The organism is Pseudomonas sp. Root329, from assembly GCF_001424925.1.
Classification (GTDB): domain Bacteria; phylum Pseudomonadota; class Gammaproteobacteria; order Pseudomonadales; family Pseudomonadaceae; genus Aquipseudomonas; species Aquipseudomonas arabinosi.
In genome coordinates this window covers 56,110-79,697 of sequence record NZ_LMCV01000002.1, presented here as the reverse complement: position 1 = coordinate 79,697, position 23,588 = coordinate 56,110, and the positions used below count along the sequence as shown (strand labels likewise).

Genomic DNA, 23,588 nt, shown 5'->3' with positions numbered 1-23,588 from the left:
GCCTGGCCATCATCTGTTCGGGGTCAACCTTCCAGAACCAGGCCAGGTCATAGGCGACTGAAATCAGGTCGGTGATGGCTCCGACGCCGCACTCATGAAAAAACTCGCGACAGCCCAGCTCAGGGCGTTGAGGTCAGCCAGGTCCAATTGGTTGACCGACGACGGCGGGATGCCGGCGCACACCGCGATGTATTTGGCCGCGACGTCCATGTCGAGGCTGACTTCTTCGCTCTTGTCGATCTTGTACGGCAGCGCCTTGATCGCTCGAACTTCCTGCACCGTCGGGCGGCGCAGATTGAGTTCGGTCAAGGGTTCGCCGTGCGCTTCGATCGCAACTTGAAGCTTCACGGCGCCAGTCATTGCCAGGTCCCCTTGATGCCTTCGAACTTCAGTTCGATGGTGGCGTCGTCGCCCTTGGAGACGGGCTCTTCAACCAGGTAGGCGCCGGCCAGTACGTAGACTTTGCCGTTGCTGAATTCGCAGGTGACGGTCATGTCGGTGCCTGCGATCAGTTGCTTGAGCGGGAAGTCCGCGGTGTGCAGCGCCGTCACTTTGAACGACGGGGCGATGTCGGTTTCCTTGTAGAAACCCGGTACGACGGTTTCCCGTTTCACAGCCAACAAGGGCGCTTCGCAGCCGCCGTTGATGGTCAGTTGAGCGCCGTCCACTTTGACGTAGCAGGTGCCCGCAATCAGTTGACCCATGGTGTTTCTCCCTTCAAATAAAAAGCCCACGCGAGGTGGGCTGAAATCACACGTTCAAACGCGGTTTTTAAGCGGCGTCGTCGTACTGCAGACGGAATTGGTTGAGCAGCGCGAACACGCGCAGGCCGTTGATGTAATCCGGCGGGAACAGCACGTTGACCCGGCTCGGGTCCTGTACGTCGCGCTCGACGATCAAGTGCTCGGCAAACAGCTCGGCGTTTTCGACGTGGCCTTCCAGTTCGAGCTTGGCGTACTGGGCAATCAGCTCGCCGCGAATAGTGCTCGGGGTCACGATCGGCTGGCCGGCGCCGAAACGGGTGCCGTCAGAGGCCAGTTTGTGGCGACCGTATTTGCTGGTAATCACGCTTTGCAGACGACGCACGATGAAGGCCGACTGGTGCATGGTTTCGCTGTCCAGGTAGGAATTGTCTGCCTGGCCGTAGGCGTTCTTCTGATAGGTGGTGATCGAACGCTGAATGCGCACGTAGCCGCCTTCGTAGTACGCGGTGGCGATCCCGTAATTGAGCAGCGACTGACGCTCGGTCAGGGTGAAACGCTCACTGGCGGGTGCAGGGTCGAGACCTGGCAGGCTGCCGCTTTGGGTCGGACGGCTGGCGTCGGCGGAGATGAACACCGAGGTGCGCGCAGCCAGTGCAGCGGCTTGCACCCAGAACGGTTGCGGTACGCCCGGTTCCAGCGCCTGAAGGGTCATGTGCTGATCGTTACGCGCCTGGCCGGCCGCCACCAGAGTACCAATGGTGCCGCGCTTGGCGCTGTAGACATGACCGAACAATTGCTTGGCCCAGGACCAACGACCGGTGCTGTCATCCATGACGGCTTGCCAGGTGTTGAGGGTCGACAGGTCCGAGAATGGCATGCAGATGAACTCGAACGGTTCATCGCCCAGCGCCGCCACGGCAGCGACTTGATCCGGCACACCGGCACCGCCGGTCATGGCGGTGATGGCTGCGGTCAGGCCGGCTGGGGTTTCTTCGCCGTTGCTCTTGCCCAGGCGATTGAATTGCAGGCTGATGTCGTTACCGCTGTCGCCAGTCCATTTGGCGCTCAGGGTCACGATGCCTTCTACGGCTGCAGCGCTGACCGGCAGATCTGCCGAGGCGTTGACTTTCAGCGCCAGCGCGGTAGCCGCCTGAGCGGCCGTGGCGCCGTTGACGACGGCCGCTTGAACACGAACGCCGCCCACGTACAGGTTGAGCACGCCGCTTTGTGTGGCCGCGCCGGTCAGGGTCAACACGCCTTTGGCAATGCTGCCTTCGGTGTTGTGCAGCGGCAGGCACCAGATCTCGCCGATCGGGTCGGTCTTGCGCCAGGTTTCATACATCGAAGCGAGCATCGAGCCTTGGCCGCCAATGCTTTTGGCCAGCGCGACGCTGGACACCAACACCAGTTTGCCAACCTCGGCCGGCGCAATGTTGTCGTTGACCTGAGCGACGATCAAACGGCGCATGGCCGACGACGCGCTATTGGCGGCCGAGTTGTCCATTTCTGCGTAGAACAGCGGAACACGAATGTCCGCGGGGATGTTGCTGAATCCGATCGCCATTATTTGGCTCCCTGTGGTTTTGCCGCTTTCACGGCTTTGGTAGTGATATCGCCATCGGCCAGACGTCGACGCCACCAGGCGTTGTCCGGCACTTCACGGCCCTCGAGGGGCAACAGATCGCCCGCTTCCGGGTCGGGCACGGCACGGCCTGGGGCCGGCAGCACGGTGATGCGTTTGCTCATGGGGTTACGTCTCCAGAGAAAGTCAGTTCCAAGCGTCCGTCGGGGCCTGGGCGTTTCAGATTGGGGTCCGCCGGATCGATCGCATCGACCCGCACGGTGACCCCGGTAAAGGACGACAAACCGTCCAGTTCACGTTCGTGCCAGCTCTCCGCAGGCTGACCAGGCAGATTGCGGCCGAGCTGGAACTCGGCAAAAAAGCGCAGGCGATACAGCACGCGGTTGCTGTTGATGGAAACCCGTTCGCCGCCGTCATAGGCGATGGCGTCGTAATCACCCCCGGGCTTGAAACCCACCAGCGCCCGCCACAGTTCGGCCCGCAGGTCGTGCAACAGATCCAGCGCTTTTGTAGCGTCGGTGGTGTCAAGCACCAGGGTCACTTCGAAGCGGTCGCGAATGGTCTGCCGCGTAGCGTTTTGCGCCGCGTTTGCGCCCGCCAGATCGGCAATCGGCACCACGTAAGCGCAAGGAGTTGAAAGCGGGGTACTGGCTTGCAGCGTTTCGAGGTCGATGCCGGCAGCCACGCGATTGTCGAGGGTTGGGCAGTGATCACGCAGTTGGGTAATCAGGGGGGTGATCTTCATGGTGTTTTCACCGGGCAATAAAAAACCCGCTGGTTGGCGGGTTTGAGTGAAAGGTACTGGCCTTGGGAAACCCGCGTCCTTGCGGGTCGGATGCTGGTCGGCACCGCTGCTCGCCATTCCATTGGGCTTTTTTGTTCAGTGGTCCTGGCGGGTATCTCGCGGCGGCACTTCGCAAACGCCAATCCGCTTGGCCGCCCAACGTTCATAAAGGCCAATGGCAACGTCTGCCCCGGCCATCGCCGTAAGGCAACCGAACGCGCAAGCCGTCCAGATCGACACGCCAGCGGCATACAGCAGCATGATGGCCGAGACCCCGCAGACCATGCAGGCCCCGGATCGCAAGGCCAGGCGCCGCAGCAATGACCAGCCGCGGGCGCCCTCCTTGTCGGCGCGCCACATTTCGCCGGACACCCCGCCCACCAGGGCGAGGACGATGACGAGCCAGATCGGCATGTCCAGCAACGCTTGTTGCTCGTTTGTCATGTCACGCCTCCTGGGGGGTGATTGATGAGTGATGTGTGTGTCTTTCAAACGGTGTCTCTTGAGGTGCCTGACGGTAGGTAGGCATTCCAAAAAGCCCGGCATTGGCCGGGCTTTTCAGTAATGCGGTCCTTCACGTTGATCTTTCGGCGCTACTGGCGCGGTACGGATCGATTCATATTGTTTTTCCGACCGCGGTCCCTGCCCGCCGGATAACTGCTTCTGGTGCTTTACGCTGCACACCCGGGTCAGTTGCCAACCCTCTGAACCGTTGAGGCCGGTTCATCGCTGCCTTTGTGGTGGAACTAAAGAGCTTCGTTTCGAGCTGCTTTGTTGAGCGGCTTGAGACAAAGAATATGCATGGATGCATATACAGTCAATGCATAAATGCATTTATTTATGCACCGCAAATGCACTGACGCATGAAAGTCCCGCAAGCAAAGGCGCTGACGGCTTTTCGACAGGCGAAAAAAAACCCGCTCGGTGGCGGGTTTTATCTGACAGCGGTGAGGTTAACGGGCGTACATGCCCCACCAGAAGACGTGACCGAGGATGACGATCTGCTCTTCCTGGATTTCCTGGAAGGTGTAGTCCTCGTCCGGATGTTCATCGCGATTGAAGCTGCGCAGGCGTATTCCGGTAGGCAGGCGATAAAGCTGTTTCACCCGCAGCTGGCCGTTATGGTTGATGGCATAAAGGTCACCATCCACGATATCGCCGATCCCGCACTTGCCGGCATTAACGCCGACGGTGGCGCCGTCGCGCAGTACCGGCAACATACTGTTGCCGCGCACCGTCACGCATTTGGCCTGGTCGAACTGAACGCCATTGTGGCGCAGACTCCGCTTGCCGAAGCGCAGGCTAGAGCGCTCGCTCTCTTCAATGACGAACCTTCCTGATCCTGCAGCCAATTCAACCTCGCGAAGAAAGGGGACCGACACCTCGTCATCATCGACGGGCGTATCGTCGTCCCACAGACTTATGTCCTTGAGTTCCGAATGCAATTGATCGCGCCCGGTGCTGGCTGCCGGCGCGACATCCGCGCGGCCCCGCAACTGGTCGGTGCTCACGGCGAAGTACTCGGCGATCTTCGAGATGTGTTTATCCGAGGGATCGACGATCTTCCCGCTGAGGATCCGCGAGAGAGTGGATTGAGGCACGCCGGTGCGACGGTGAAGCTCCGTGGGGGAGATCCCGTGCTGATCGAGCAGCGCTCTTAAGACGGTAGAAACATTGCGTTTTTGCATAAAGCGCATAGTGCTTGTTCTTTTCGCGGAAGACAAATGCCAAATTGCATAAATGGCGCATATGCCGTGCATAGACAGAAGAAACGTATCGCAGGGCTTTCATGCCTGCGTCGGGTGGACCGCCCATGTTAACCTTGCGCCCATCGCGGAAAAGCCGGGCCGATGCCCCTCCTTTGCCCTACACCTTTCAACGAATTTGCCTGATTATCCGATGAATAAAGCCCTCTCCGATCTGTCCTCCCACACGCCAATGATGCAGCAGTACTGGCGCCTGAAAAACCAGCACCCAGACCAGCTGATGTTCTACCGCATGGGCGACTTCTACGAGATCTTCTACGAAGACGCGAAGAAGGCCGCCAAATTGCTGGACATCACCCTGACCGCCCGTGGGCAGTCGGCCGGTCAGGCTATTCCGATGTGTGGGATTCCTTACCACGCCGCGGAAGGTTACCTGGCGAAACTGGTCAAGCTAGGCGAGTCGGTAGTGATCTGTGAGCAGGTCGGCGACCCGGCGACCAGCAAGGGCCCGGTGGATCGTCAGGTGGTGCGGATCATCACGCCGGGTACGGTCAGCGATGAAGCGCTGCTGGATGAGCGTCGGGACAACCTGATCGCCGCGGTGCTGGGTGACGAGCGTCTGTTCGGCCTGGCGGTGCTGGATATCACCAGCGGCAACTTCACCGTGCTGGAGATCAAGGGCTGGGAAAACCTGCTGGCGGAACTGGAGCGGGTCAATCCGGTGGAGCTGATGATCCCGGACGACTGGCCGAAGGATCTGCCGGCGGAGAAACGTCGTGGGGTTCGTCGCCGTGCGCCGTGGGATTTCGAACGTGATTCGGCCCTGAAAAGTCTTTGCCAACAATTCTCGACCCAAGACCTGAAAGGTTTCGGCTGCGAGAACCTGACCCTGGCCATCGGCGCCGCCGGTTGCCTGCTCAGCTACGCCAAGGAAACCCAGCGCACCGCCCTGCCCCATTTGCGCAGCCTGCGTCATGAACGCCTGGACGACACCGTGGTGCTGGACGGCGCGAGCCGTCGCAACCTGGAACTGGACACCAACCTGGCTGGCGGTCGCGACAACACGTTGCAATCGGTGGTCGACCGCTGCCAGACCGCCATGGGCAGCCGTCTGCTGACCCGCTGGCTGAACCGTCCGCTGCGGGATCTGACCGTACTGCTGGCGCGCCAGACCTCGATCACCTGCCTGCTCGACGGTTACCGTTTCGAGAAACTGCAACCGCAGCTCAAGGAAATCGGCGACATCGAGCGGATCCTGGCGCGGATCGGCCTGCGTAATGCCCGCCCTCGTGACTTGGCCCGCCTGCGCGATGCGCTCGGTGCATTGCCTGAGTTGCAAGTGGCGATGACTGAGCTGGAAGCTCCGCACATCATTCAACTGGCGAAGACCACCAGCACCTACCCGGAACTGGCGGCCCTGCTGGAAAAAGCCATCATCGACAACCCGCCCGCGGTGATCCGAGACGGCGGCGTGTTGAAAACCGGTTACGACGCCGAACTGGATGATTTGCAATCACTCAGCGAAAACGCCGGGCAGTTCCTGATCGACCTCGAAGCGCGCGAGAAGGCCCGTACCGGTCTGTCGCACCTGAAAGTCGGTTACAACCGCATTCATGGCTACTTCATCGAGTTGCCAAGCAAGCAGGCTGAATCGGCGCCGGCAGACTATATCCGTCGCCAGACGTTGAAAGGCGCCGAGCGCTTCATTACGCCGGAACTGAAGGCGTTCGAAGACAAGGCCCTGTCGGCGAAGAGCCGCGCCCTGGCGCGCGAGAAGATGCTCTATGAAGCACTGCTCGAAGATTTGATCTCCCAGTTGCCACCGCTGCAAGACACCGCCGCGGCACTGGCCGAGCTGGACGTGCTGAGCAACCTTGCCGAACGCGCGCTGAACCTCGATCTGAACTGCCCGCGCTTCGTCGACGAGCCATGCATGCGCATCACTCAGGGTCGTCACCCGGTGGTCGAGCAAGTACTGACCACGCCGTTCGTGGCCAACGACCTGAGCCTCGACGACAACACCCGCATGCTGGTAATCACCGGTCCGAACATGGGCGGTAAATCCACCTACATGCGCCAGACCGCTCTGATCGTGCTGCTGGCACACATCGGCAGCTTCGTGCCGGCGGCCAGTTGCGAGCTGTCTCTGGTGGACCGGATCTTTACCCGGATCGGCTCCAGCGATGACCTGGCCGGCGGGCGCTCGACCTTCATGGTCGAAATGAGCGAAACCGCGAACATTCTGCACAACGCCACCGAGCGCAGCCTGGTGCTGATGGACGAAGTCGGTCGCGGCACCAGCACCTTTGACGGTCTGTCCCTGGCGTGGGCTGCGGCCGAACGCCTGGCGCATCTGCGGGCTTATACACTGTTCGCCACCCACTACTTCGAGCTGACGGTGCTACCGGAGGCGCAACCGCTGGTGGCCAACGTGCACCTCAATGCCACTGAGCACAACGAACGCATCGTGTTCCTGCACCACGTGCTGCCAGGGCCTGCCAGCCAGAGCTACGGCCTTGCGGTTGCGCAGTTGGCCGGTGTGCCGAGCGAAGTGATCGTGCGCGCTCGCGAACACCTGGGCCGGCTGGAAGCGACCGCCCTGCCTCATGAAGTTCCCAAGACTGCCAAAGGCAAACCGGCCGCGCCGCAGCAGAGCGACATGTTCGCCAGCCTGCCGCATCCGGTGCTGGATGACCTGGCCAAACTTGATCTGGACGACATGACACCGCGTCGGGCGCTCGAAATGCTCTATACACTAAAGACACGGATCTAACGCACTTGCCTGCAAGCTGTTAGAATCTCGCGCGGTTTGGGATGCTGCTGGCTTATAGCCTGACCAGCAGACTATCGCTCCCAAACCTGGCGACCCCAACGTGAAGGGGCTCCGCTGCCGCCGCCTGAGGAGAAAATTAGAAATGACCTTCGTCGTCACCGACAACTGCATCAAGTGCAAGTACACCGACTGCGTAGAAGTCTGTCCGGTGGACTGCTTTTACGAAGGCCCGAATTTCCTGGTGATTCACCCGGATGAGTGCATCGACTGCGCACTGTGCGAACCAGAATGCCCTGCCGTGGCCATCTTCTCCGAAGATGAAGTCCCGGAAGACATGCAGCAATTTATTCAGCTGAACGTTGAGCTGGCGGAAATCTGGCCCAACATCACCGAGAAGAAAGAATCGTTGCCCGATGCCGAAGAGTGGGATGGCGTCAAAGGCAAGATCAAAGATCTCGAACGCTGATTACCCCCGCGTTCTCGAAAAGGCCCCTTGTGGGCCTTTTTGCTTTTCTGCAGGCAAAAAAAGGGGCGGTTTGACCCGCCCACATTTTTTCCCTATTCCCTGTGTTCCTTTTCATCGTCCTGATGAATCGCTTCCTGCGATGTCCTTCCCCCTCATCCTTGAAGGGTGTGTCTGTCCGTCGACACAGTTCAGATACTAGAGAATTCCCTACCAAGAGCAATCGCCCCCGTTAGCTGAAACTGGCTGTCACAAGCTATTAATCTTAAAAAATAAGCATATAAATCAATTAGTTAATCTTCTCTCACGTAGGAATATGTACGACTGCTACCCATTGAATTAGCGAACACTTACGAAAGAGTAAGCAAACACTTACAGCGAGAGACTACAAACCAGATGTGATGACAGAGGGAACTCCCAACCTGTCTCCCAGGCGATAAAAAACCCCGAACCAGTCGGGGCTTTTCAATGCCAACCAGCAAAATCACTTATTGAAACAGCGACTCGCTCGACAGGCCATTCTTCTCGAGAATCTCCCGAAGACGCTTCAGGCCTTCAACCTGAATCTGTCTGACCCGCTCCCGGGTCAGGCCAATCTCCAGGCCTACATCTTCAAGCGTGCTGCTCTCGTGACCGCGCAGGCCGAAGCGGCGTATCACCACTTCACGCTGCTTGTCGGTCAGTTCCGAGAGCCATTGATCGATGCTCTGGGACAGGTCGTCATCCTGCAACAGTTCACATGGATCGGTTGGACGGTCATCGGTAAGGGTGTCCAGCAGGGTTTTATCCGAATCCGGACCCAGCGAGACGTCGACCGAAGAAACCCGCTCGTTCAGGCCGAGCATGCGCTTGACCTCTCCCACTGGCTTTTCCAGCAGGTTGGCAATTTCTTCGGGCGAGGGTTCGTGATCGAGTTTTTGCGTCAGCTCCCGTGCAGCCCGCAGGTACACGTTGAGCTCTTTGACCACATGAATCGGCAACCGGATGGTCCGGGTCTGATTCATGATCGCGCGCTCGATGGTCTGACGAATCCACCAGGTCGCGTAGGTCGAAAAGCGGAAGCCACGTTCAGGGTCGAACTTCTCTACCGCCCGGATAAGACCGAGGTTGCCCTCTTCGATCAGGTCAAGCAGCGACAGACCACGATTGACGTAACGCCGGGCGATTTTCACCACCAGCCGCAGGTTACTTTCAATCATGCGTTTGCGCCCGGCCGGATCTCCACTTTGCGACAAGCGCGCAAAATGAACTTCTTCTTCGGGGGACAGCAGAGGGGAAAAGCCAATCTCATTGAGGTACAGCTGCGTGGCATCGAGTGCACGCGTGTAGTCAATGTACTTGTGTTGCTTTAACGAAGCGGAGTGTTTGGATTTGGCACGAACGGAAGGTGGAGCTGCCCCTTCATCATTCGACATCGAATCCGTCCCGATGCCGCTCTCCATCAGGAGAACCTCATCGTCGATGTCAAACTCCGGCACTTCTTTACTGAGAGCCATTGTTATAGTCCTTTGGTGAGTTCGACCTCAGGCTCAAGCGGCGCCTTTATCCTTGGCAACGCTGGAGCCTGTTCCCTCTACGTGACGGAACAGGCTGGAAAGCGATCAACGACGCGGCAGGAATTGCAGCGGATCTACAGGTTTACCTTGTCGGCGAATCTCAAAATGCAGCTTCACCCGGTCTGTACCCGTTGACCCCATTTCGGCAATTGTCTGTCCGACCTTGACCTGCTGCCCCTCCCGAACCAACAGCCTGCGGTTATGTCCGTAGGCACTGACGTAGGTATCGCTGTGTTTGATGATGACTAATTCGCCGTAGCCCCTTAAGCCACTCCCGGCGTATACCACCGTCCCATCAGACGCAGCTAAAACAGGCTGTCCCAAATCCCCGGCGATATCAATTCCTTTATTCAAACTGCCGTTTGAAGAGAATTTTCCAATGAGAATGCCATTAGATGGCCACCCCCAGCCGGTCGGGGCCGGACCGGCAGGAGGCATCGGAGCAGGGGTCGGCTTGCTGGCGACGGACGGTGCAACCACTGCTGTGCTGGTGGTTGCGCCATTCGCCTGGCGCCGGATAACCGTGGTTTTGAGCGACGAAGAAGGCGTTGAATCAATGGAGCTGGCCACCGGCGTCGGCGTTGAACCGGTGCGACCGTCAAAGCGAATCGTCTGACCCGGATGGATCGTATAAGGCGTAGGAATGTTGTTGCGTGCCGCGAGGGCTTTGTAGTCCCAGCCGTAGCGAAAGGCGATGGAGAACAAGGTGTCTTTAGGTCGTACGACGTATTGACCCGTGGTCACTGCCGGACGCTGGGCGACGGCGTTGTTGCGATCGACGACGCGTACTTCGCTCGATTTGTTGCTGGAGCAACCGACTAGCAAGGTGCTCAAGACAAGGCCAGTCACCAGGCGCTGAAAGCTCGTTTTACCCATTCGCTGCGCAATGACTGTGAGACTCACCCGCCGCTCCCTTTGTGGTGGCTGAAAATGTGGATTGCCGTGTTCCGGCATGAAATGTCGCAAGTATAACGGGCCGTGCAGGCTTTACCTTTAATGAAGCGAAATGGCTTCGCGCACACGTTTGCTGCCTGACGATGAATCCCGTTTAACTGATCGATGCCGCTGTAAGACAGGAGCAATCGAAGAGAATTCAGCGCGCTAAAACAAATGCTCAGGCGAGCGGCCCATTGAGTAACGGGACGAAGCGAACAGCCCCCAGAACACGCCTGGAAAAGCCCTGCTCTTCCCGGATGATCAGCATCAATTGTTGAACCTCACCCGATCCGACCGGGATCACCAGCCGCCCTCCCGGCGCCAATTGATCAAGCAGCGCCTGAGGTACATCGGTCGCCACCGCGGTCACGATAATGCCGTTGTACGGCGCCAGCGCCGGCCAGCCTTCCCAGCCATCGCCCCAGCGGAACACCACGTTGCGCAGGTTCAGCTCCACCAGGCGTTCCTTGGCCCGATCCTGCAGAACCTTGATGCGCTCGACGGAAAATACCCGCTCGACCAGTTGCGACAGCACCGCCGTCTGATAGCCCGAGCCGGTGCCGATTTCCATCACCTTGTCGAGCGGACCTGCCTCCAGCAGCAACTCGCTCATGCGAGCCACCATATAAGGCTGCGAGATGGTCTGGTTATTGCCGATCGGCAGCGCCGTGTCTTCGTAGGCACGGTGTGCCAGCGCCTCGTCGACGAACAGGTGACGCGGGGTACGGCGAATGACTTCCAGCACCTTGGCGTTGCAAATCCCCTCTTCATACAGGCGCTGAATAAGGCGCTCACGGGTCCGTTGTGAGGTCATCCCGATGCCACGACGCAGAATATCGTCTTGTTCACGAGCCATTAGTTCAGCCCCTCCAGCCAGCCATCGAGACTTCTGAAGGCATCATTAAAGGTGCGATCCAGTTGCAGTGGGGTGATTGAAACATAGCCCTGCATCACCGCATGAAAATCGGTGCCCGGGCCGCCGTCCTCGGCATCCCCCGCCGCCGCAATCCAGTAACCGGATTTACCGCGCGGATCGACCACTTTCATCGGCGCTGCAGCACGTGCGCGATGTCCGAGGCGGGTCAGCTGAATACCGCGGATGTGATCCAGCGGCAAATTGGGAATGTTCACGTTCAGTACCGTACGCGGTGGCAGTTCAAGGTCCGCGTGAGCCTCTACCAGTTTGCGCGCAAAGTACGCGGCTGTGGGAAGGTTCTCCACTTGCCGTGAGGCCAACGAAAACGCAAACGAAGGACGCGCCAGGAAACGTCCCTCAAGGGCCGCCGCCACGGTGCCGGAATACAACACGTCATCACCCAGGTTGGCGCCCAGGTTGATGCCCGAAACCACCATGTCCGGCTCGCGCTCCAGCAAGCCATTGAGGCCCAGGTGCACGCAATCGGTCGGTGTGCCATTGAGGCTGATAAAGCCGTTGGCCAGCGTTTGCGGGTGTAACGGACGGTCGAGCGTCAGCGAGCTGCTGGCGCCGCTTTTGTCTTGGTCCGGGGCGATAACCACGCATTCGGTGTAATCCGCCAGCGCAGCATAAAGCGCGGCGAGACCGGGTGCGGTTACCCCATCGTCGTTAGAAATCAGAATACGCATGGGCTGTCCGTCTGCCCCACCGGCACCAGATCAACGAGCTCGCGCACCAATACGGTGGCGAAGCATCCGGCCGGGAGGACGAATTCCAGTTGCAGAATGTCAGGCTCGGGATAATGCCACGTCAACCCACCAATGGGCAGTCGCAGGATGCGACGTTCGTGGCTCATTCCGGCGTTAATCAACCAATCACGCAAGTCTGCTTCGCGAGTGGCGATTGCCTGCTCCAGTTCATGGACAGCGCCCGTCGTCGGCGAGTCACCTTCGCCCCACTGCGGACCGGTCGGGTGCAGATCGAGAATTGCCAGACGCGGGTCGCTGCACTCGGCTTCACCGGCCGGAAAGAAGCTGCGGCTATCGGTGAAGGCCAGCAGATCGCCAACCTGGGCACGCTGCCAGCTGCCATCGGCGACACGCGCCGCCAACACCTGATTAAACAGAAAACTGCGTGCCGTAGAGAGCAGACGCGAACGCACGTTGCGCTGCTCCGGCAACGCTTTACGCGCCGCCCAGGCACGGGCATCGACCACGTTACCGCCGTCAAACCCGAAACGCTGGGCGCCGAAATAATTGGGAATACCTTGCTTGGCGATCAGTTGCAGACGCTCCTCGATCGCCGCTTTGTCGCCAGCGAATTGCGTCAGTCGCAACGTGAAGCCATTGGCCGAGTGAGCACCGCGTTGCAGCTTGCGTTTGTGCCGGCCGGTCTTGAGGATTTTCAGCGTATCGTTTTCCGCCGCCGACAGATCGGGATCAGCCTTGCCCGGCAGCTGCACGCTGAACCACTGGCGAGTCAGCGCCTGACGATCCTTGAGGCCCGCGTAACTGACGGTGCGCAACGGCACGCCCGCCGCCTTGGCGATCCGCCGGGCTGCTTCTTCGGTATTCAGACCGCGTTTTTCCACCCAGATCCACAAGTGTTCGCCGTCGCCACTGAGGGGGATATTGAGGACTTCATCGACCTGAAAATCTTCCGCCGTGGCTTTCAATACTGCGGTGCCGAGGGCTTCGCCATAGGCCCGCGGGCCGAGCAATTGCAGTTCGTTCATGCGCGCAGCAACAAGGCAACGGAGTGCACGGCAATGCCTTCTTCGCGACCGACAAAGCCGAGCTTTTCGGTGGTGGTAGCTTTCACGTTCACTTGATCCAACTCAACTTGAAGATCCGCGGCAATCAGCGCGCGCATCGATTCGATATGCGGGGCCATTTTCGGCGCCTGGGCGACGATGGTGTTATCGACGTTGCCGACTTTCCAGCCCTTGGCGTGAATCAGTGCGACGACGTGACGCAATAGCACACGGCTGTCGGCGCCCTTGAATGTCGGGTCGGTGTCCGGGAAATGCTTGCCGATATCACCCAGCGCAGCGGCGCCGAGCAAGGCATCGCTCAAGGCGTGCAGCAGGACGTCACCGTCGGAATGAGCGAGCAGCCCGAAGCCGTGTGCAATGCGCACGCCGCCCAGAGTAATGAAATCGCCTTCAGCGAAACGGTGCACATCATAGCCGTGGCCAATACGCATAAAAAAACGCCCCGATTTTTGTCAGGGCGTGATTCTACCTGCTTTGTCGAACATTAGGCGCTTAGAGCGCGCCCATGATGTTGCAAGTGGTCGTCGATGAAACTGGCGATGAAGAAATAGCTGTGGTCGTAGCCGGGTTGCAGGCGCAACGTCAGCGGATGACCGGCCAGTTTGGCGGCCTGTTGCAAGGCTTCAGGCTTGAGCTGGGTGGCGAGGAAATCGTCGCGATCACCTTGGTCGACCAGCAGCGGCAACTTCTCGTTCGCTTCGGCAATCAGGACGCAGGCATCCCACTCGCGCCATTTCGATCGATCTTCCCCCAGGTAGCGGGAAAAGGCCTTCTGACCCCAAGGGCAGTCCATCGGATTGTTGATCGGCGAGAACGCCGAGACCGACTGATAACGCCCCGGATTACGCAACGCGCAGACCAAAGCACCGTGGCCACCCATGGAGTGACCGCTGATGCCGCGCTTGTCCGACGCCGGGAAATGGGCTTCGACCAATGCGGGCAATTCCTGCACGACATAGTCATGCATCCGATAGTGCCGGGACCAGGGTTCCTGCGTGGCATTCAGATAAAATCCGGCGCCGAGACCGAAGTCCCAGGCGCCATCCGGATCACCCGGCACATCGGGACCGCGAGGGCTGGTGTCCGGTGCAACGATGATCAAGCCAAGCTCGGCGGCCATGCGCATGGCGCCGGCCTTTTGCATGAAGTTTTCGTCGGTGCAGGTCAGGCCGGATAACCAATACAGCACCGGTAGTTTGCCGCCCTGCTCCGCTTGCGGCGGCAGGTACACGGCAAACACCATGTCGCAGCCGAGCACATCGGAGCGGTGCCGATAGCGTTTGTGCCAGCCGCCGAAGCTTTTCTGGCAGGAGATATTTTCCAGGCTCATGACCGACCTCAGAAATGGATGACGGAACGGATGCTCTTGCCTTCATGCATCAGGTCGAACGCCTTGTTGATATCTTCCAGGCCCATCGTGTGGGTGATGAAAGTATCCAGCGGGATTTCGCCGGTTTCAGCCATCTCGACATAGCTTGGCAACTCGGTACGGCCACGCACGCCACCGAACGCCGAACCGCGCCAGACGCGACCGGTCACCAACTGGAATGGACGCGTGGAGATTTCCTGGCCAGCACCGGCGACGCCGATGATTACCGACTCGCCCCAACCCTTGTGGCAGCACTCAAGTGCAGCGCGCATCAATTGCACGTTGCCGATGCATTCGAAGGAAAAGTCGACGCCGCCATCAGTCATGTCGACGATGACTTCCTGGATCGGACGATCAAAATCTTTCGGGTTCACACAATCGGTTGCACCCAATTGCTTGGCGATCTCGAATTTGGCCGGGTTGATGTCGATGGCAATGATCCGCGCAGCCTTGGCTTTGACGGCGCCGATCACCGCCGACAGACCGATGCCGCCGAGGCCGAAAATGGCGACGGTATCACCAGGTTTTACCTTGGCGGTATTGAGGACTGCACCGATGCCGGTGGTGACACCGCAGCCCAGCAGGCAGACTTTTTCCAGTGGCGCTTCTTTTGGAATTTTGGCGACGGAGATTTCCGGCAGCACGGTGTACTCGGAAAACGTCGACGTCCCCATGTAGTGGAAGATTGGCTGGCCTTTGTAGGAGAAGCGCGAAGTGCCATCCGGCATCAGGCCTTTGCCCTGAGTCGCGCGAATTGCCTGACACAGGTTGGTTTTGCCCGACAGACAGAATTTGCACTGGCGGCATTCCGGGGTGTACAGCGGGATCACATGATCGCCGACAGCGACGGAGGTCACGCCCTCGCCGATCGCCTCGACCACCGCGCCACCTTCGTGACCGAGGATCGACGGGAAGATGCCTTCCGGATCCGCACCCGACAGCGTGTAGGCATCGGTATGACAAACACCGGAGGCAACCACACGCAGCAGGACTTCACCGGCCTTGGGCATGGCGACATCGACTTCAACGATCTCGAGGGGTTTCTTGGCCTCGAAGGCAACGGCAGCGCGCGACTTGATCATGTGGATTCTCCAGTGAATAAAAACGAGACAGGGAGTGTAATACACCTCCTGACGGTGAATAATCCGGACAAAAGCAAAACATTATTGCCATACAGGGATAATCCTTGATGTCCGAAAACCGCTGGGAAGGTATCGACGAATTCGTCGCCGTGGCCGAGTGCAGCCAATTCACCGCGGCTGCGGAACGCCTCGGGGTTTCGTCCTCCCACATCAGTCGACAAATAGTACGCCTCGAAGAGCGCCTTCAGACGCGACTGCTTTATCGCAGCACCCGTCGGGTCACGCTGACCGAAGCTGGGCAAACCTTTCTTCAGCATTGCCAGCGACTGCAGGATGGCCGTGAAGAAGCCTTGCGTGCGGTTGGCGACCTGACCAGCGAACCCAAAGGCATGCTGCGCATGACCTGCGCCGTGGCTTACGGTGAACGATTCATCGTGCCGCTGGTGACCCGTTTCATGGCGCTCTATCCGCAACTGCGCATCGACATCGAACTGAGCAATCGCCAACTCGACCTCGTGCACGAAGGGCTGGACCTGGCGATCCGTCTCGGTCGCCTGCAAGACTCACGACTGGTGGCGACACGTCTGGCACCACGACGCATGTACCTGTGCGCATCGCCGTCCTACCTGGAACGGTATGGTCGCCCACATAGCTTGTCGGAACTCAGCCGCCACAACTGCCTCATTGGTAGCTCGGACATCTGGCAACTGGAACAGAACGGGCGGGAATTTTCCCAGCGAGTGCAGGGAAACTGGCGCTGCAACAGTGGGCAAGCGGTGCTGGATGCCGCGTTACAGGGCGTGGGTTTGTGTCAGCTGCCGGACTATTACGTGCTGGAGCATCTGAAGAGCGGTGCGTTGATTTCACTGCTGGATGCGCACCAACCGCCGAACACTGCCGTGTGGGCGCTTTATCCACAGCAGCGGCATCTGTCACCCAAGGTGCGCAAGTTGGTGGATTACTTGAAGGAAGGGCTGGCCGAACGGCCGGAGTATCGAACTTAGAAAAATCTACCGGTGTGTCTGCCAGGGATTGATTGCTTGAACTATCGCTTTCGCGAGCAAGCCCGCTCCCACAGTGGATTTTCAGTGAACATATTATTTGTGCTCGTCCGAGATCAAGTGTGGGAGCGGGCTTGCTCGCGAAAGCAATCTGACAGACACCACAGCAGTCAGCGGCGGTTGGCCCAGCGCTGGCGCAACCACTCAAGGTCTTCAGGACGGGTGACCTTGAGGTTGTCGGATCGGCCTTCGATCAGGCGCGGCGCCAGGCCTGCCCACTCCATCGCCGAGGCTTCGTCGGTGATGACCGCATCGGCCACCAGACTGTCGGCCAACGCCCGATGCAATGCACCAAGGCGAAACATCTGCGGCGTATAGGCTTGCCAGATCACACTGCGATCCACGGTTTCGACCACACGACCATGCTTGTCGACCCGCTTGAGAGTATCGCGTGCCGGAACCGCCAACAGCCCACCAACCGGATCATCTTCGAGCTCACCCAGCAACTTGTCCAGATCATCACGGCTCAGATTCGGCCGCGCAGCATCGTGAACCAGCACCCAATCCTCATCGTCAGCGCCTTGCGCATGCAAATGCAGCAACGCATTGAGTACCGACCCGGAACGCTCGGAGCCGCCCTCAACCCGCTGAATTCGCGGATCGCAAGCACACGCCAGGGTCGGCCAATAAGGATCATCAACAGCAAGACTGACCACCAACCCTTTCAGGGAAGGGTGATCAAGGAAACAGCCAAGGCTGTGTTCGAGAATTGTGCGCCCGCCCAGTTGCAAGTATTGCTTGGGACGGTCCGCGGCCATACGGGCACCGACGCCCGCGGCAGGAATTACAGCCCAGAAGGCCGGTAACGAGGGGTTCATTGAGCCAACTGGTAAAGGGTTTCACCGTCCTTGACCATGCCCAACTCATGGCGAGCCCGTTCTTCAACGGTCTCCATGCCCTTTTTCAATTCACTGACTTCAGCGTCCATCACCCGATTGCGCTCAAGCAGCCCCTCGTTCTCAGCGTGTTGATCTGCGATCTGCTGAGTCAGTTCGGCCACTTGCGCCAGACTGCCATTACCCACCCACAGGCGGTATTGCAGGCCAGCCAGCAGCAGGAGCAAGACGAGGAACAACCAATTGGGACTGCGCATCGAATATCAGGTATCCAGTGAAAAAAGACAGCCATGCCAAAACTTTGAAGCTTCTGATAGCACGAAGCCCGGAAGACCCAGGCTTGTGCTTATAAGGCATCAGATTAGTGGCAAATCCATCGCTGTAGCGATTTTTCCGACACAATCCGGTGTCTTTTTACCAATTAACGATTAACCGCGGAATTCGCTGCGACCGTTGTACTTGGCTTTGCCATTCAACTGCTCTTCGATGCGCAGCAGTTGGTTGTACTTGGAAACACGGTCGGAACGGCACAGGGAGCCGGTCTTGATCTGGCCAGCCGCGGTGCCCACAGCCAGGTCGGCAATGGTCGAATCTTCGGTTTCGCCGGAGCGGTGCGAGATCACGGCAGTGTAACCAGCGGCCTTGGCCATCTGGATGGCTTCCAGGGTTTCGGTCAGGGTGCCGATCTGGTTGAACTTGATCAGGATCGAGTTGGCGATCTTTTTATCGATGCCTTCTTTCAGGATCTTGGTGTTGGTTACGAACAGGTCGTCGCCTACCAGTTGGATTTTCTCGCCGATCTTGTCGGTGAGGATTTTCCAGCCAGCCCAGTCGGACTCGTCCAGACCGTCTTCGATCGAGATGATCGGATAACGCTCGGTCAGGCCTTTCAGGTAGTCAGCGAAACCTTCAGCGGTGAACACCTGGCCTTCGCCGGACAGGTTGTATTTACCGTCTTCGTAGAATTCGCTGGCCGCGCAGTCCAGCGCCAGGGTCACGTCGGTGCCCAGCTTGTAACCGGCGTTGGCCACGGCTTCGGAGATCACTTTCAAAGCGTCTTCGTTGGAGGCCAGGTTCGGTGCGAAACCACCTTCGTCGCCAACAGCAGTGCTCAGGCCACGGGCCTTCAGAACGGCTTTGAGGTGATGGAAAATCTCGGTGCCCATGCGCAGACCTTCCGAGAAAGACTTGGCGCCTACTGGCTGAACCATGAATTCCTGGATGTCGACGTTGTTATCGGCGTGCTCGCCACCGTTGATGATGTTCATCATCGGAACCGGCATCGAGTAAACACCCGGAGTGCCGTTCAGATTGGCAATGTGAGCGTACAGCGGCAGGTCCTGGTCCTGTGCGGCGGCCTTGGCGGCTGCCAGGGAAACGGCGAGGATCGCGTTGGCGCCCAGGGAGCCTTTGTTTTCAGTACCGTCGAGCTTGATCATCGCGTGATCCAGCGCTTTCTGGTCGCTTGGGTCTGCACCTTTCAACAGGTCGCGGATCGGACCGTTGATGTTGGCGACGGCTTTCAGCACGCCCTTGCCCAGGTAACGGCTCTTGTCGCCATCACGCAGCTCGAGCGCTTCACGCGAGCCAGTGGAAGCACCGGACGGCGCGCAAGCACTGCCGATGATGCCGTTATCGAGAAGCACGTCCGCTTCCACGGTGGGGTTGCCACGGGAGTCGAGAACTTCACGACCTTTGATGTCGACGATTTTTGCCATTGTTGTAAACACTCCAAAGTTGACGAAAACGACGCAGCTGAAGGAAATCTTGTATCGCCGGCAAGTAATGTGCAGCGGGCAGACTTGCGGACGATAAGGCCCAGACCCGAGGGCCTGAGCATTAATTCGTGCGGTACTTTACCGGAGAAATGAGGATTACGCGGTTTCTACCGTCGGAAAACTCTTCACCAGTTCGTCCAAAGCTTTGAGCTGGGCCAGGAATGGCTCCAGTTTGTCCAGACGCAAGGCGCAAGGGCCGTCGCATTTGGCGTTGTCCGGGTCCGGGTGCGCTTCGAGGAACAGGCCAGCCAACGACTGGCTCATACCGGCTTTGGCCAGGTCCAGGACCTGAGCACGGCGACCACCAGCGGAATCGGAGCGACCGCCGGGCATTTGCAGCGCGTGGGTCACATCGAAGAACACCGGGTATTCGAACTGCTTCATGATGCCGAAGCCGAGCATGTCGACGACCAGGTTGTTGTAGCCGAAGCTCGATCCGCGTTCGCAGAGGATCAACTGATCGTTACCCGCTTCCACGCATTTGCTCAGGATGTGTTTCATTTCCTGAGGCGCGAGGAACTGGGCTTTCTTGATGTTGATCACCGCACCGGTCTTGGCCATCGCGACCACCAGGTCGGTCTGGCGCGACAGGAAGGCCGGCAGCTGGATGATGTCGCAGACTTCAGCGACGACCGCGGCCTGATCAGGCTCGTGGACGTCGGTGATGATCGGCACGCCGAACGCTTGCTTGATGTCCTGGAAAATCCGCATGCCCTCTTCCAGGCCGGGGCCACGGTAAGAGGTCACGGAGGAACGGTTGGCCTTGTCGAAGCTGGCCTTGAACACGTAAGGGATACCGAGTTTCTCGGTGACCTTTACGTATTCTTCGCAGACCTGCATCGCCATATCGCGGCTTTCCAGCACGTTCATGCCACCGAAAAGCACCATTGGCTTGTCGTTGGCAATCTCGATATCGCCTACGCGGATGATCTTCTGGGCCATCGGATTTACGCCTTCTTCTGGTGTTGAACCAAAGCTGCTTTAACGAAACCGCTGAACAACGGGTGACCGTCGCGTGGTGTCGAGGTGAACTCCGGGTGGAACTGGCAAGCGACGAACCATGGATGATCCGGGGCTTCAACCACTTCTACCAGGGCGCCATCACCGGAACGACCGGTGATTTTCAGACCGGCTTCCATGATTTGCGGCAGCAGGTTGTTGTTCACTTCGTAGCGGTGACGGTGACGCTCGACGATCACGTCCTTGGCGTAGCAATCGTGCACCAGGGAACCCGATTCCAGCAGGCAATCCTGAGCGCCGAGACGCATGGTGCCGCCCAGATCGGACGTTTCGGTACGGGTTTCGACGGCGCCGGTGGCATCTTCCCACTCGGTGATCAGACCCACGACCGGATGACCGCTCGCACGATCGAACTCGGTGGAGTTGGCGTCTTTCCAGCCCAGCACGTTACGAGCGAACTCGATCACGGCCACTTGCATACCCAGGCAGATGCCCAGGTAAGGAACCTTGTTTTCGCGAGCGTATTGAACGGCGGTGATCTTGCCTTCCACGCCTCGCAGACCGAAGCCGCCAGGTACCAGAATCGCGTCGACACCTTCCAGCAGCGCAGTGCCCTGGTTTTCGATGTCTTCGGAGTCGATGTAGCGCAGGTTGACCTTGGTGCGGTTGCTGATGCCGGCGTGACTCATCGCTTCGATCAGCGACTTGTAGGCGTCCAGCAGTTCCATGTACTTGCCGACCATGGCGATGGTGACTTCATGCTCAGGGTTGAGCTTGGCGTCGACCACGGCTTCCCACTCGGACAGATCGGCGCCGCCACATTGCAGGCCGAAACGCTCGACAACGAAATCATCCAGGCCCTGGGCGTGCAGAATGCCCGGGATCTTGTAGATGGTGTCGGCGTCTTCCAGCGCAATCACCGCACGTTCTTCAACGTTGGTGAACTGAGCGATCTTGCGACGCGAGGAGATGTCGATCGGGTGATCGGAGCGGCAAACCAGCACGTCAGGCTGCAGGCCGATGGAACGCAGTTCCTTGACCGAGTGCTGAGTAGGCTTGGTTTTGGTTTCGCCGGCAGTGGCGATGTACGGCACCAGTGTCAGGTGCATCAGCATCGCGCGCTTGGCGCCGACTTCGAAACGCAATTGACGGATGGCTTCGAGGAAAGGCTGGGATTCGATATCACCCACGGTGCCACCGATCTCGACCATGGCCACGTCGGCATCGCCGGCGCCCTTGATGATCCGGCGCTTGATTTCGTCGGTGATGTGCGGGATCACCTGAATGGTTGCGCCCAGGTAATCACCACGGCGCTCTTTGCGCAGGACGTGTTCGTAGACACGGCCGGTGGTGAAGTTGTTGTTCTGGGTCATGGTCGTGCGGATGAACCGCTCGTAGTGGCCCAGGTCCAGGTCGGTCTCGGCGCCGTCGTGGGTGACGAACACTTCACCGTGCTGGAACGGGCTCATGGTGCCCGGGTCAACGTTGATGTACGGGTCCAGCTTCAGCATGGTGACCTTAAGTCCCCGCGCCTCCAGGATGGCCGCCAATGAAGCCGATGCGATGCCTTTCCCCAATGAAGAAACAACACCGCCCGTGACGAATATGTAGCGCGTCATGAAAAACCCTAGAAGTCTGCGTTAAAGCGGTCCGAGCCGCCGGGGAAAGCGAAGGAAGGCCGAAGCCCCCGATCACCTGCATTAATCACAGCGCACCTTTCAAAAAAACCGCCGCGTTGGGACAGACCGGAAGATGAAACACCGGTACGTTGCTCGCTACACATTTTTTGGAATCGCCCAGCAAAGACTGCTTGGTAATCGGCAACTCCTGCAATTCAGGCGAATCCACAGAAGTTGTATCAAGAAGGGAGCGTAGTCTACCGGAAAGCCCCTTTCAGCTCAAACCTAGATCTTCGTGCGGCGGCTGCCAATGCAAATTCCAACGGTCCTTTGCACTGCCGTCCAAGCCCCGCAGGTTGGCCACGGCCAGTAATTGCTCGCCTCGGTAGAGCAGCGGCAATCTGCCACGGACGAAACCCGGCAAGCCGCTTTCGTTGAGCAATCGCTTCAAGTCGCGATGGCCGCGACCGGGTAGATTCATCACCTCACCTCCCTCACGATAGCGAATATGCAGCAGGCCATCGGGGATTTGGCCGGTGAGTGTGAGCACGCCGTTGTCCGGCAACACCAGCGATAGCGAGGGGTCGGGCCAGTTTCCGACGGCGGGCGACGGGCGCAACCAACGGCCGGACAACCACCAGATACGCCCACCCGCCCGATGCAGTTCGCCATCCGCCAGCCGCCAGATCGGGCAGGCATCGCCGGTGGCATCACGTAAATTCTCCCAACCCGACCAATGGTCACTGTCCGGCAGTCTCGTCAACGGTTCGAGCCAATGACTTAACGCATTACGCTGACGAGCAGCGGACAGCGTTTCCAATGCCCCCAGTTCCAGGGACGGCAATCCCAGCCAATCAAAATCATTGGCAGTGCTGGCGCCGGCCAGGTCGATTTGCGCAAGCTCATCGAGCAATCCCTGTGCCTCACTCAGATGCGCAGTGCTGCGAGCCATGGTCGTTACCGCTTGCGGCCAGCGCTCGGTCAATACCGGGAATACCTGATGGCGCAGGTAATTTCGCGAGAATTGCCGATCCTGGTTCGATGGGTCTTCGATCCAGCTCAGCCGATGCTCCGCCGCATAGGCTTCAAGCTCAGCCCGCGTGACATCGAGCAATGGCCGAAGCAACTGCCCTTTACCAAGCGGGCGCTGGCGTGGCATCCCCGACAACCCCCTCACCCCTGCCCCACGCAATAGCCGAAACAACAACGTTTCCGCCTGATCATCACGGTGCTGGGCGGTCATCAACACTTCATTGACCTGAGTCGCCTCGATGAACGCGGCATATCGCGCATCCCGGGCTGCACGCTCAAGGCTGGCGCCGGGTTGAACCTGCACACGAACAACCTGCAGCGGCACACCCAGCGCATCACAGACCGACTGACAATGATCCGGCCACGCATCAGCCACAGCCTGAAGGCCATGATGAACATGGATGGCGCTTAGCGCTGGCAGGGATTCGGTTTTTGCGAGGTGTACGAGAAGGTGCAGCAGAACGGTGGAGTCGAGACCACCGGAGAAGGCGATGCGCCAGGTTGCGGCGTTGCGCCAAGGCTTGAGATTCAGCAAGAGCCTGGCAGGAAGATCAATCATGGACTGACTCATATCGATCACTTCGCACAAATCAAATGTGGGAGCGGGCTTGCTCGCGAAGACGGCTTAACATTCAACACATCGGTTGACTGTTATAC

Annotated in this window: 24 protein-coding genes; 3 read left to right on the top strand and 21 right to left on the bottom strand. The window is 59.0% G+C overall.

The window, feature by feature from the left end:
* Positions 1-63: 63 nt before the first annotated feature.
* The 7 genes from ASC74_RS03290 to ASC74_RS03260 all read right to left on the bottom strand — a co-directional run bounded on the left by ASC74_RS03290 (position 64) and on the right by ASC74_RS03260 (position 4,758).
* Positions 64-360: a phage tail assembly protein gene (locus tag ASC74_RS03290; RefSeq protein WP_046054588.1), complete on the bottom strand. Its 297-nt coding sequence runs from the start codon at positions 358-360 to the stop codon at positions 64-66.
* The gene (locus tag ASC74_RS03285) at positions 357-704 is read right to left on the bottom strand and encodes a phage tail tube protein (protein ID WP_056739184.1); all 348 of its coding nucleotides are present in this window, start codon (positions 702-704) and stop codon (positions 357-359) included. The genes ASC74_RS03290 and ASC74_RS03285 overlap by 4 nt, the downstream gene beginning before the upstream one ends.
* A 67-nt stretch (positions 705-771) precedes the next feature.
* Entirely contained in the window at positions 772-2,268 is a 1,497-nt protein-coding gene (locus tag ASC74_RS03280) for a phage tail sheath subtilisin-like domain-containing protein (RefSeq protein ID WP_056739183.1), read from the bottom strand.
* Positions 2,268-2,450, bottom strand: coding sequence for a DUF2635 domain-containing protein (locus ASC74_RS03275; RefSeq protein ID WP_003198311.1), 183 nt, complete (start codon positions 2,448-2,450; stop codon positions 2,268-2,270). The genes ASC74_RS03280 and ASC74_RS03275 overlap by 1 nt, the downstream gene beginning before the upstream one ends.
* Entirely contained in the window at positions 2,447-3,031 is a 585-nt protein-coding gene (locus tag ASC74_RS03270) for a phage tail terminator protein (protein WP_056739715.1), read from the bottom strand. The genes ASC74_RS03275 and ASC74_RS03270 overlap by 4 nt, the downstream gene beginning before the upstream one ends.
* Before the next feature lie 135 nt (positions 3,032-3,166).
* A complete protein-coding gene (locus tag ASC74_RS03265) occupies positions 3,167-3,514 on the bottom strand; it encodes a phage holin family protein (protein ID WP_056739181.1) in 348 nt (115 codons plus the stop codon).
* 509 nt (positions 3,515-4,023) lie between these two features.
* The gene (locus ASC74_RS03260; RefSeq protein WP_033053549.1) at positions 4,024-4,758 is read right to left on the bottom strand and encodes a LexA family transcriptional regulator; all 735 of its coding nucleotides are present in this window, start codon (positions 4,756-4,758) and stop codon (positions 4,024-4,026) included.
* Positions 4,759-4,969: 211 nt separating this feature from the next.
* On the opposite strand from ASC74_RS03260, the gene mutS reads away from it, so the two are divergent.
* Both mutS and fdxA read left to right on the top strand, forming a co-directional pair.
* The gene (gene mutS, locus ASC74_RS03255) at positions 4,970-7,549 is read left to right on the top strand and encodes a DNA mismatch repair protein MutS (RefSeq protein ID WP_046046283.1); all 2,580 of its coding nucleotides are present in this window, start codon (positions 4,970-4,972) and stop codon (positions 7,547-7,549) included.
* A 142-nt stretch (positions 7,550-7,691) separates the two neighbouring features.
* Positions 7,692-8,015 carry a ferredoxin FdxA gene (fdxA, locus tag ASC74_RS03250; protein ID WP_008154011.1) on the top strand — a complete coding sequence of 108 codons (324 nt, stop codon included), beginning with the start codon at positions 7,692-7,694 and terminating at the stop codon, positions 8,013-8,015.
* Positions 8,016-8,500: 485 nt separating this feature from the next.
* Here fdxA and rpoS read toward each other — a convergent pair whose 3' ends face one another.
* From rpoS to ASC74_RS03210, 8 genes are all read right to left on the bottom strand, one after another.
* A complete protein-coding gene (gene rpoS / locus ASC74_RS03245) occupies positions 8,501-9,508 on the bottom strand; it encodes an RNA polymerase sigma factor RpoS (protein WP_056739179.1) in 1,008 nt (335 codons plus the stop codon).
* A gap of 105 nt (positions 9,509-9,613) precedes the next feature.
* Entirely contained in the window at positions 9,614-10,471 is an 858-nt protein-coding gene (locus tag ASC74_RS03240; protein ID WP_056739177.1) for a peptidoglycan DD-metalloendopeptidase family protein, read from the bottom strand.
* A 211-nt stretch (positions 10,472-10,682) separates the two neighbouring features.
* On the bottom strand, positions 10,683-11,318 hold the full coding sequence (locus tag ASC74_RS03235; protein WP_177327881.1) for a protein-L-isoaspartate(D-aspartate) O-methyltransferase: 636 nt from the start codon (positions 11,316-11,318) through the stop codon (positions 10,683-10,685).
* A gap of 41 nt (positions 11,319-11,359) precedes the next feature.
* A complete protein-coding gene (gene surE, locus ASC74_RS03230; protein WP_046046285.1) occupies positions 11,360-12,109 on the bottom strand; it encodes a 5'/3'-nucleotidase SurE in 750 nt (249 codons plus the stop codon).
* A complete protein-coding gene (gene truD / locus ASC74_RS03225) occupies positions 12,097-13,155 on the bottom strand; it encodes a tRNA pseudouridine(13) synthase TruD (RefSeq protein WP_056739175.1) in 1,059 nt (352 codons plus the stop codon). Before truD ends, surE begins: the two co-directional genes overlap by 13 nt.
* Complete coding sequence (gene ispF, locus ASC74_RS03220; protein ID WP_010462780.1) at positions 13,152-13,625, bottom strand: 2-C-methyl-D-erythritol 2,4-cyclodiphosphate synthase; 474 nt, start codon at positions 13,623-13,625, stop codon at positions 13,152-13,154. The genes truD and ispF overlap by 4 nt, the downstream gene beginning before the upstream one ends.
* Before the next feature lie 53 nt (positions 13,626-13,678).
* Positions 13,679-14,524: an S-formylglutathione hydrolase gene (gene fghA / locus ASC74_RS03215; RefSeq protein ID WP_046046288.1), complete on the bottom strand. Its 846-nt coding sequence runs from the start codon at positions 14,522-14,524 to the stop codon at positions 13,679-13,681.
* 8 nt (positions 14,525-14,532) lie between these two features.
* Positions 14,533-15,645 (bottom strand): S-(hydroxymethyl)glutathione dehydrogenase/class III alcohol dehydrogenase, encoded by a 1,113-nt coding sequence (locus tag ASC74_RS03210; RefSeq protein WP_033059912.1) that lies wholly within the window; start codon positions 15,643-15,645, stop codon positions 14,533-14,535.
* Between the two features lie 107 nt (positions 15,646-15,752).
* On the opposite strand from ASC74_RS03210, the gene ASC74_RS03205 reads away from it, so the two are divergent.
* On the top strand, positions 15,753-16,649 hold the full coding sequence (locus ASC74_RS03205; protein WP_056739173.1) for a LysR substrate-binding domain-containing protein: 897 nt from the start codon (positions 15,753-15,755) through the stop codon (positions 16,647-16,649).
* A gap of 167 nt (positions 16,650-16,816) precedes the next feature.
* Here the strand turns inward: ASC74_RS03205 and ispD are convergent, their stop codons facing one another.
* From ispD to tilS, 6 genes are all read right to left on the bottom strand, one after another.
* Positions 16,817-17,524 carry a 2-C-methyl-D-erythritol 4-phosphate cytidylyltransferase gene (gene ispD, locus ASC74_RS03200; RefSeq protein WP_056739171.1) on the bottom strand — a complete coding sequence of 236 codons (708 nt, stop codon included), beginning with the start codon at positions 17,522-17,524 and terminating at the stop codon, positions 16,817-16,819.
* Positions 17,521-17,799: a cell division protein FtsB gene (gene ftsB, locus ASC74_RS03195; RefSeq protein WP_008028992.1), complete on the bottom strand. Its 279-nt coding sequence runs from the start codon at positions 17,797-17,799 to the stop codon at positions 17,521-17,523. The genes ispD and ftsB overlap by 4 nt, the downstream gene beginning before the upstream one ends.
* 171 nt (positions 17,800-17,970) lie before the next feature.
* Positions 17,971-19,260 carry a phosphopyruvate hydratase gene (eno, locus tag ASC74_RS03190; protein WP_056739170.1) on the bottom strand — a complete coding sequence of 430 codons (1,290 nt, stop codon included), beginning with the start codon at positions 19,258-19,260 and terminating at the stop codon, positions 17,971-17,973.
* A 156-nt stretch (positions 19,261-19,416) separates the two neighbouring features.
* Positions 19,417-20,262 carry a 3-deoxy-8-phosphooctulonate synthase gene (gene kdsA, locus ASC74_RS03185; protein WP_033059920.1) on the bottom strand — a complete coding sequence of 282 codons (846 nt, stop codon included), beginning with the start codon at positions 20,260-20,262 and terminating at the stop codon, positions 19,417-19,419.
* 5 nt (positions 20,263-20,267) lie between these two features.
* Positions 20,268-21,899: a CTP synthase gene (locus ASC74_RS03180; RefSeq protein WP_046046291.1), complete on the bottom strand. Its 1,632-nt coding sequence runs from the start codon at positions 21,897-21,899 to the stop codon at positions 20,268-20,270.
* A gap of 274 nt (positions 21,900-22,173) precedes the next feature.
* Complete coding sequence (gene tilS, locus ASC74_RS03175) at positions 22,174-23,502, bottom strand: tRNA lysidine(34) synthetase TilS (RefSeq protein ID WP_056739168.1); 1,329 nt, start codon at positions 23,500-23,502, stop codon at positions 22,174-22,176.
* Between the last annotated feature and the right edge of the window lie 86 nt (positions 23,503-23,588).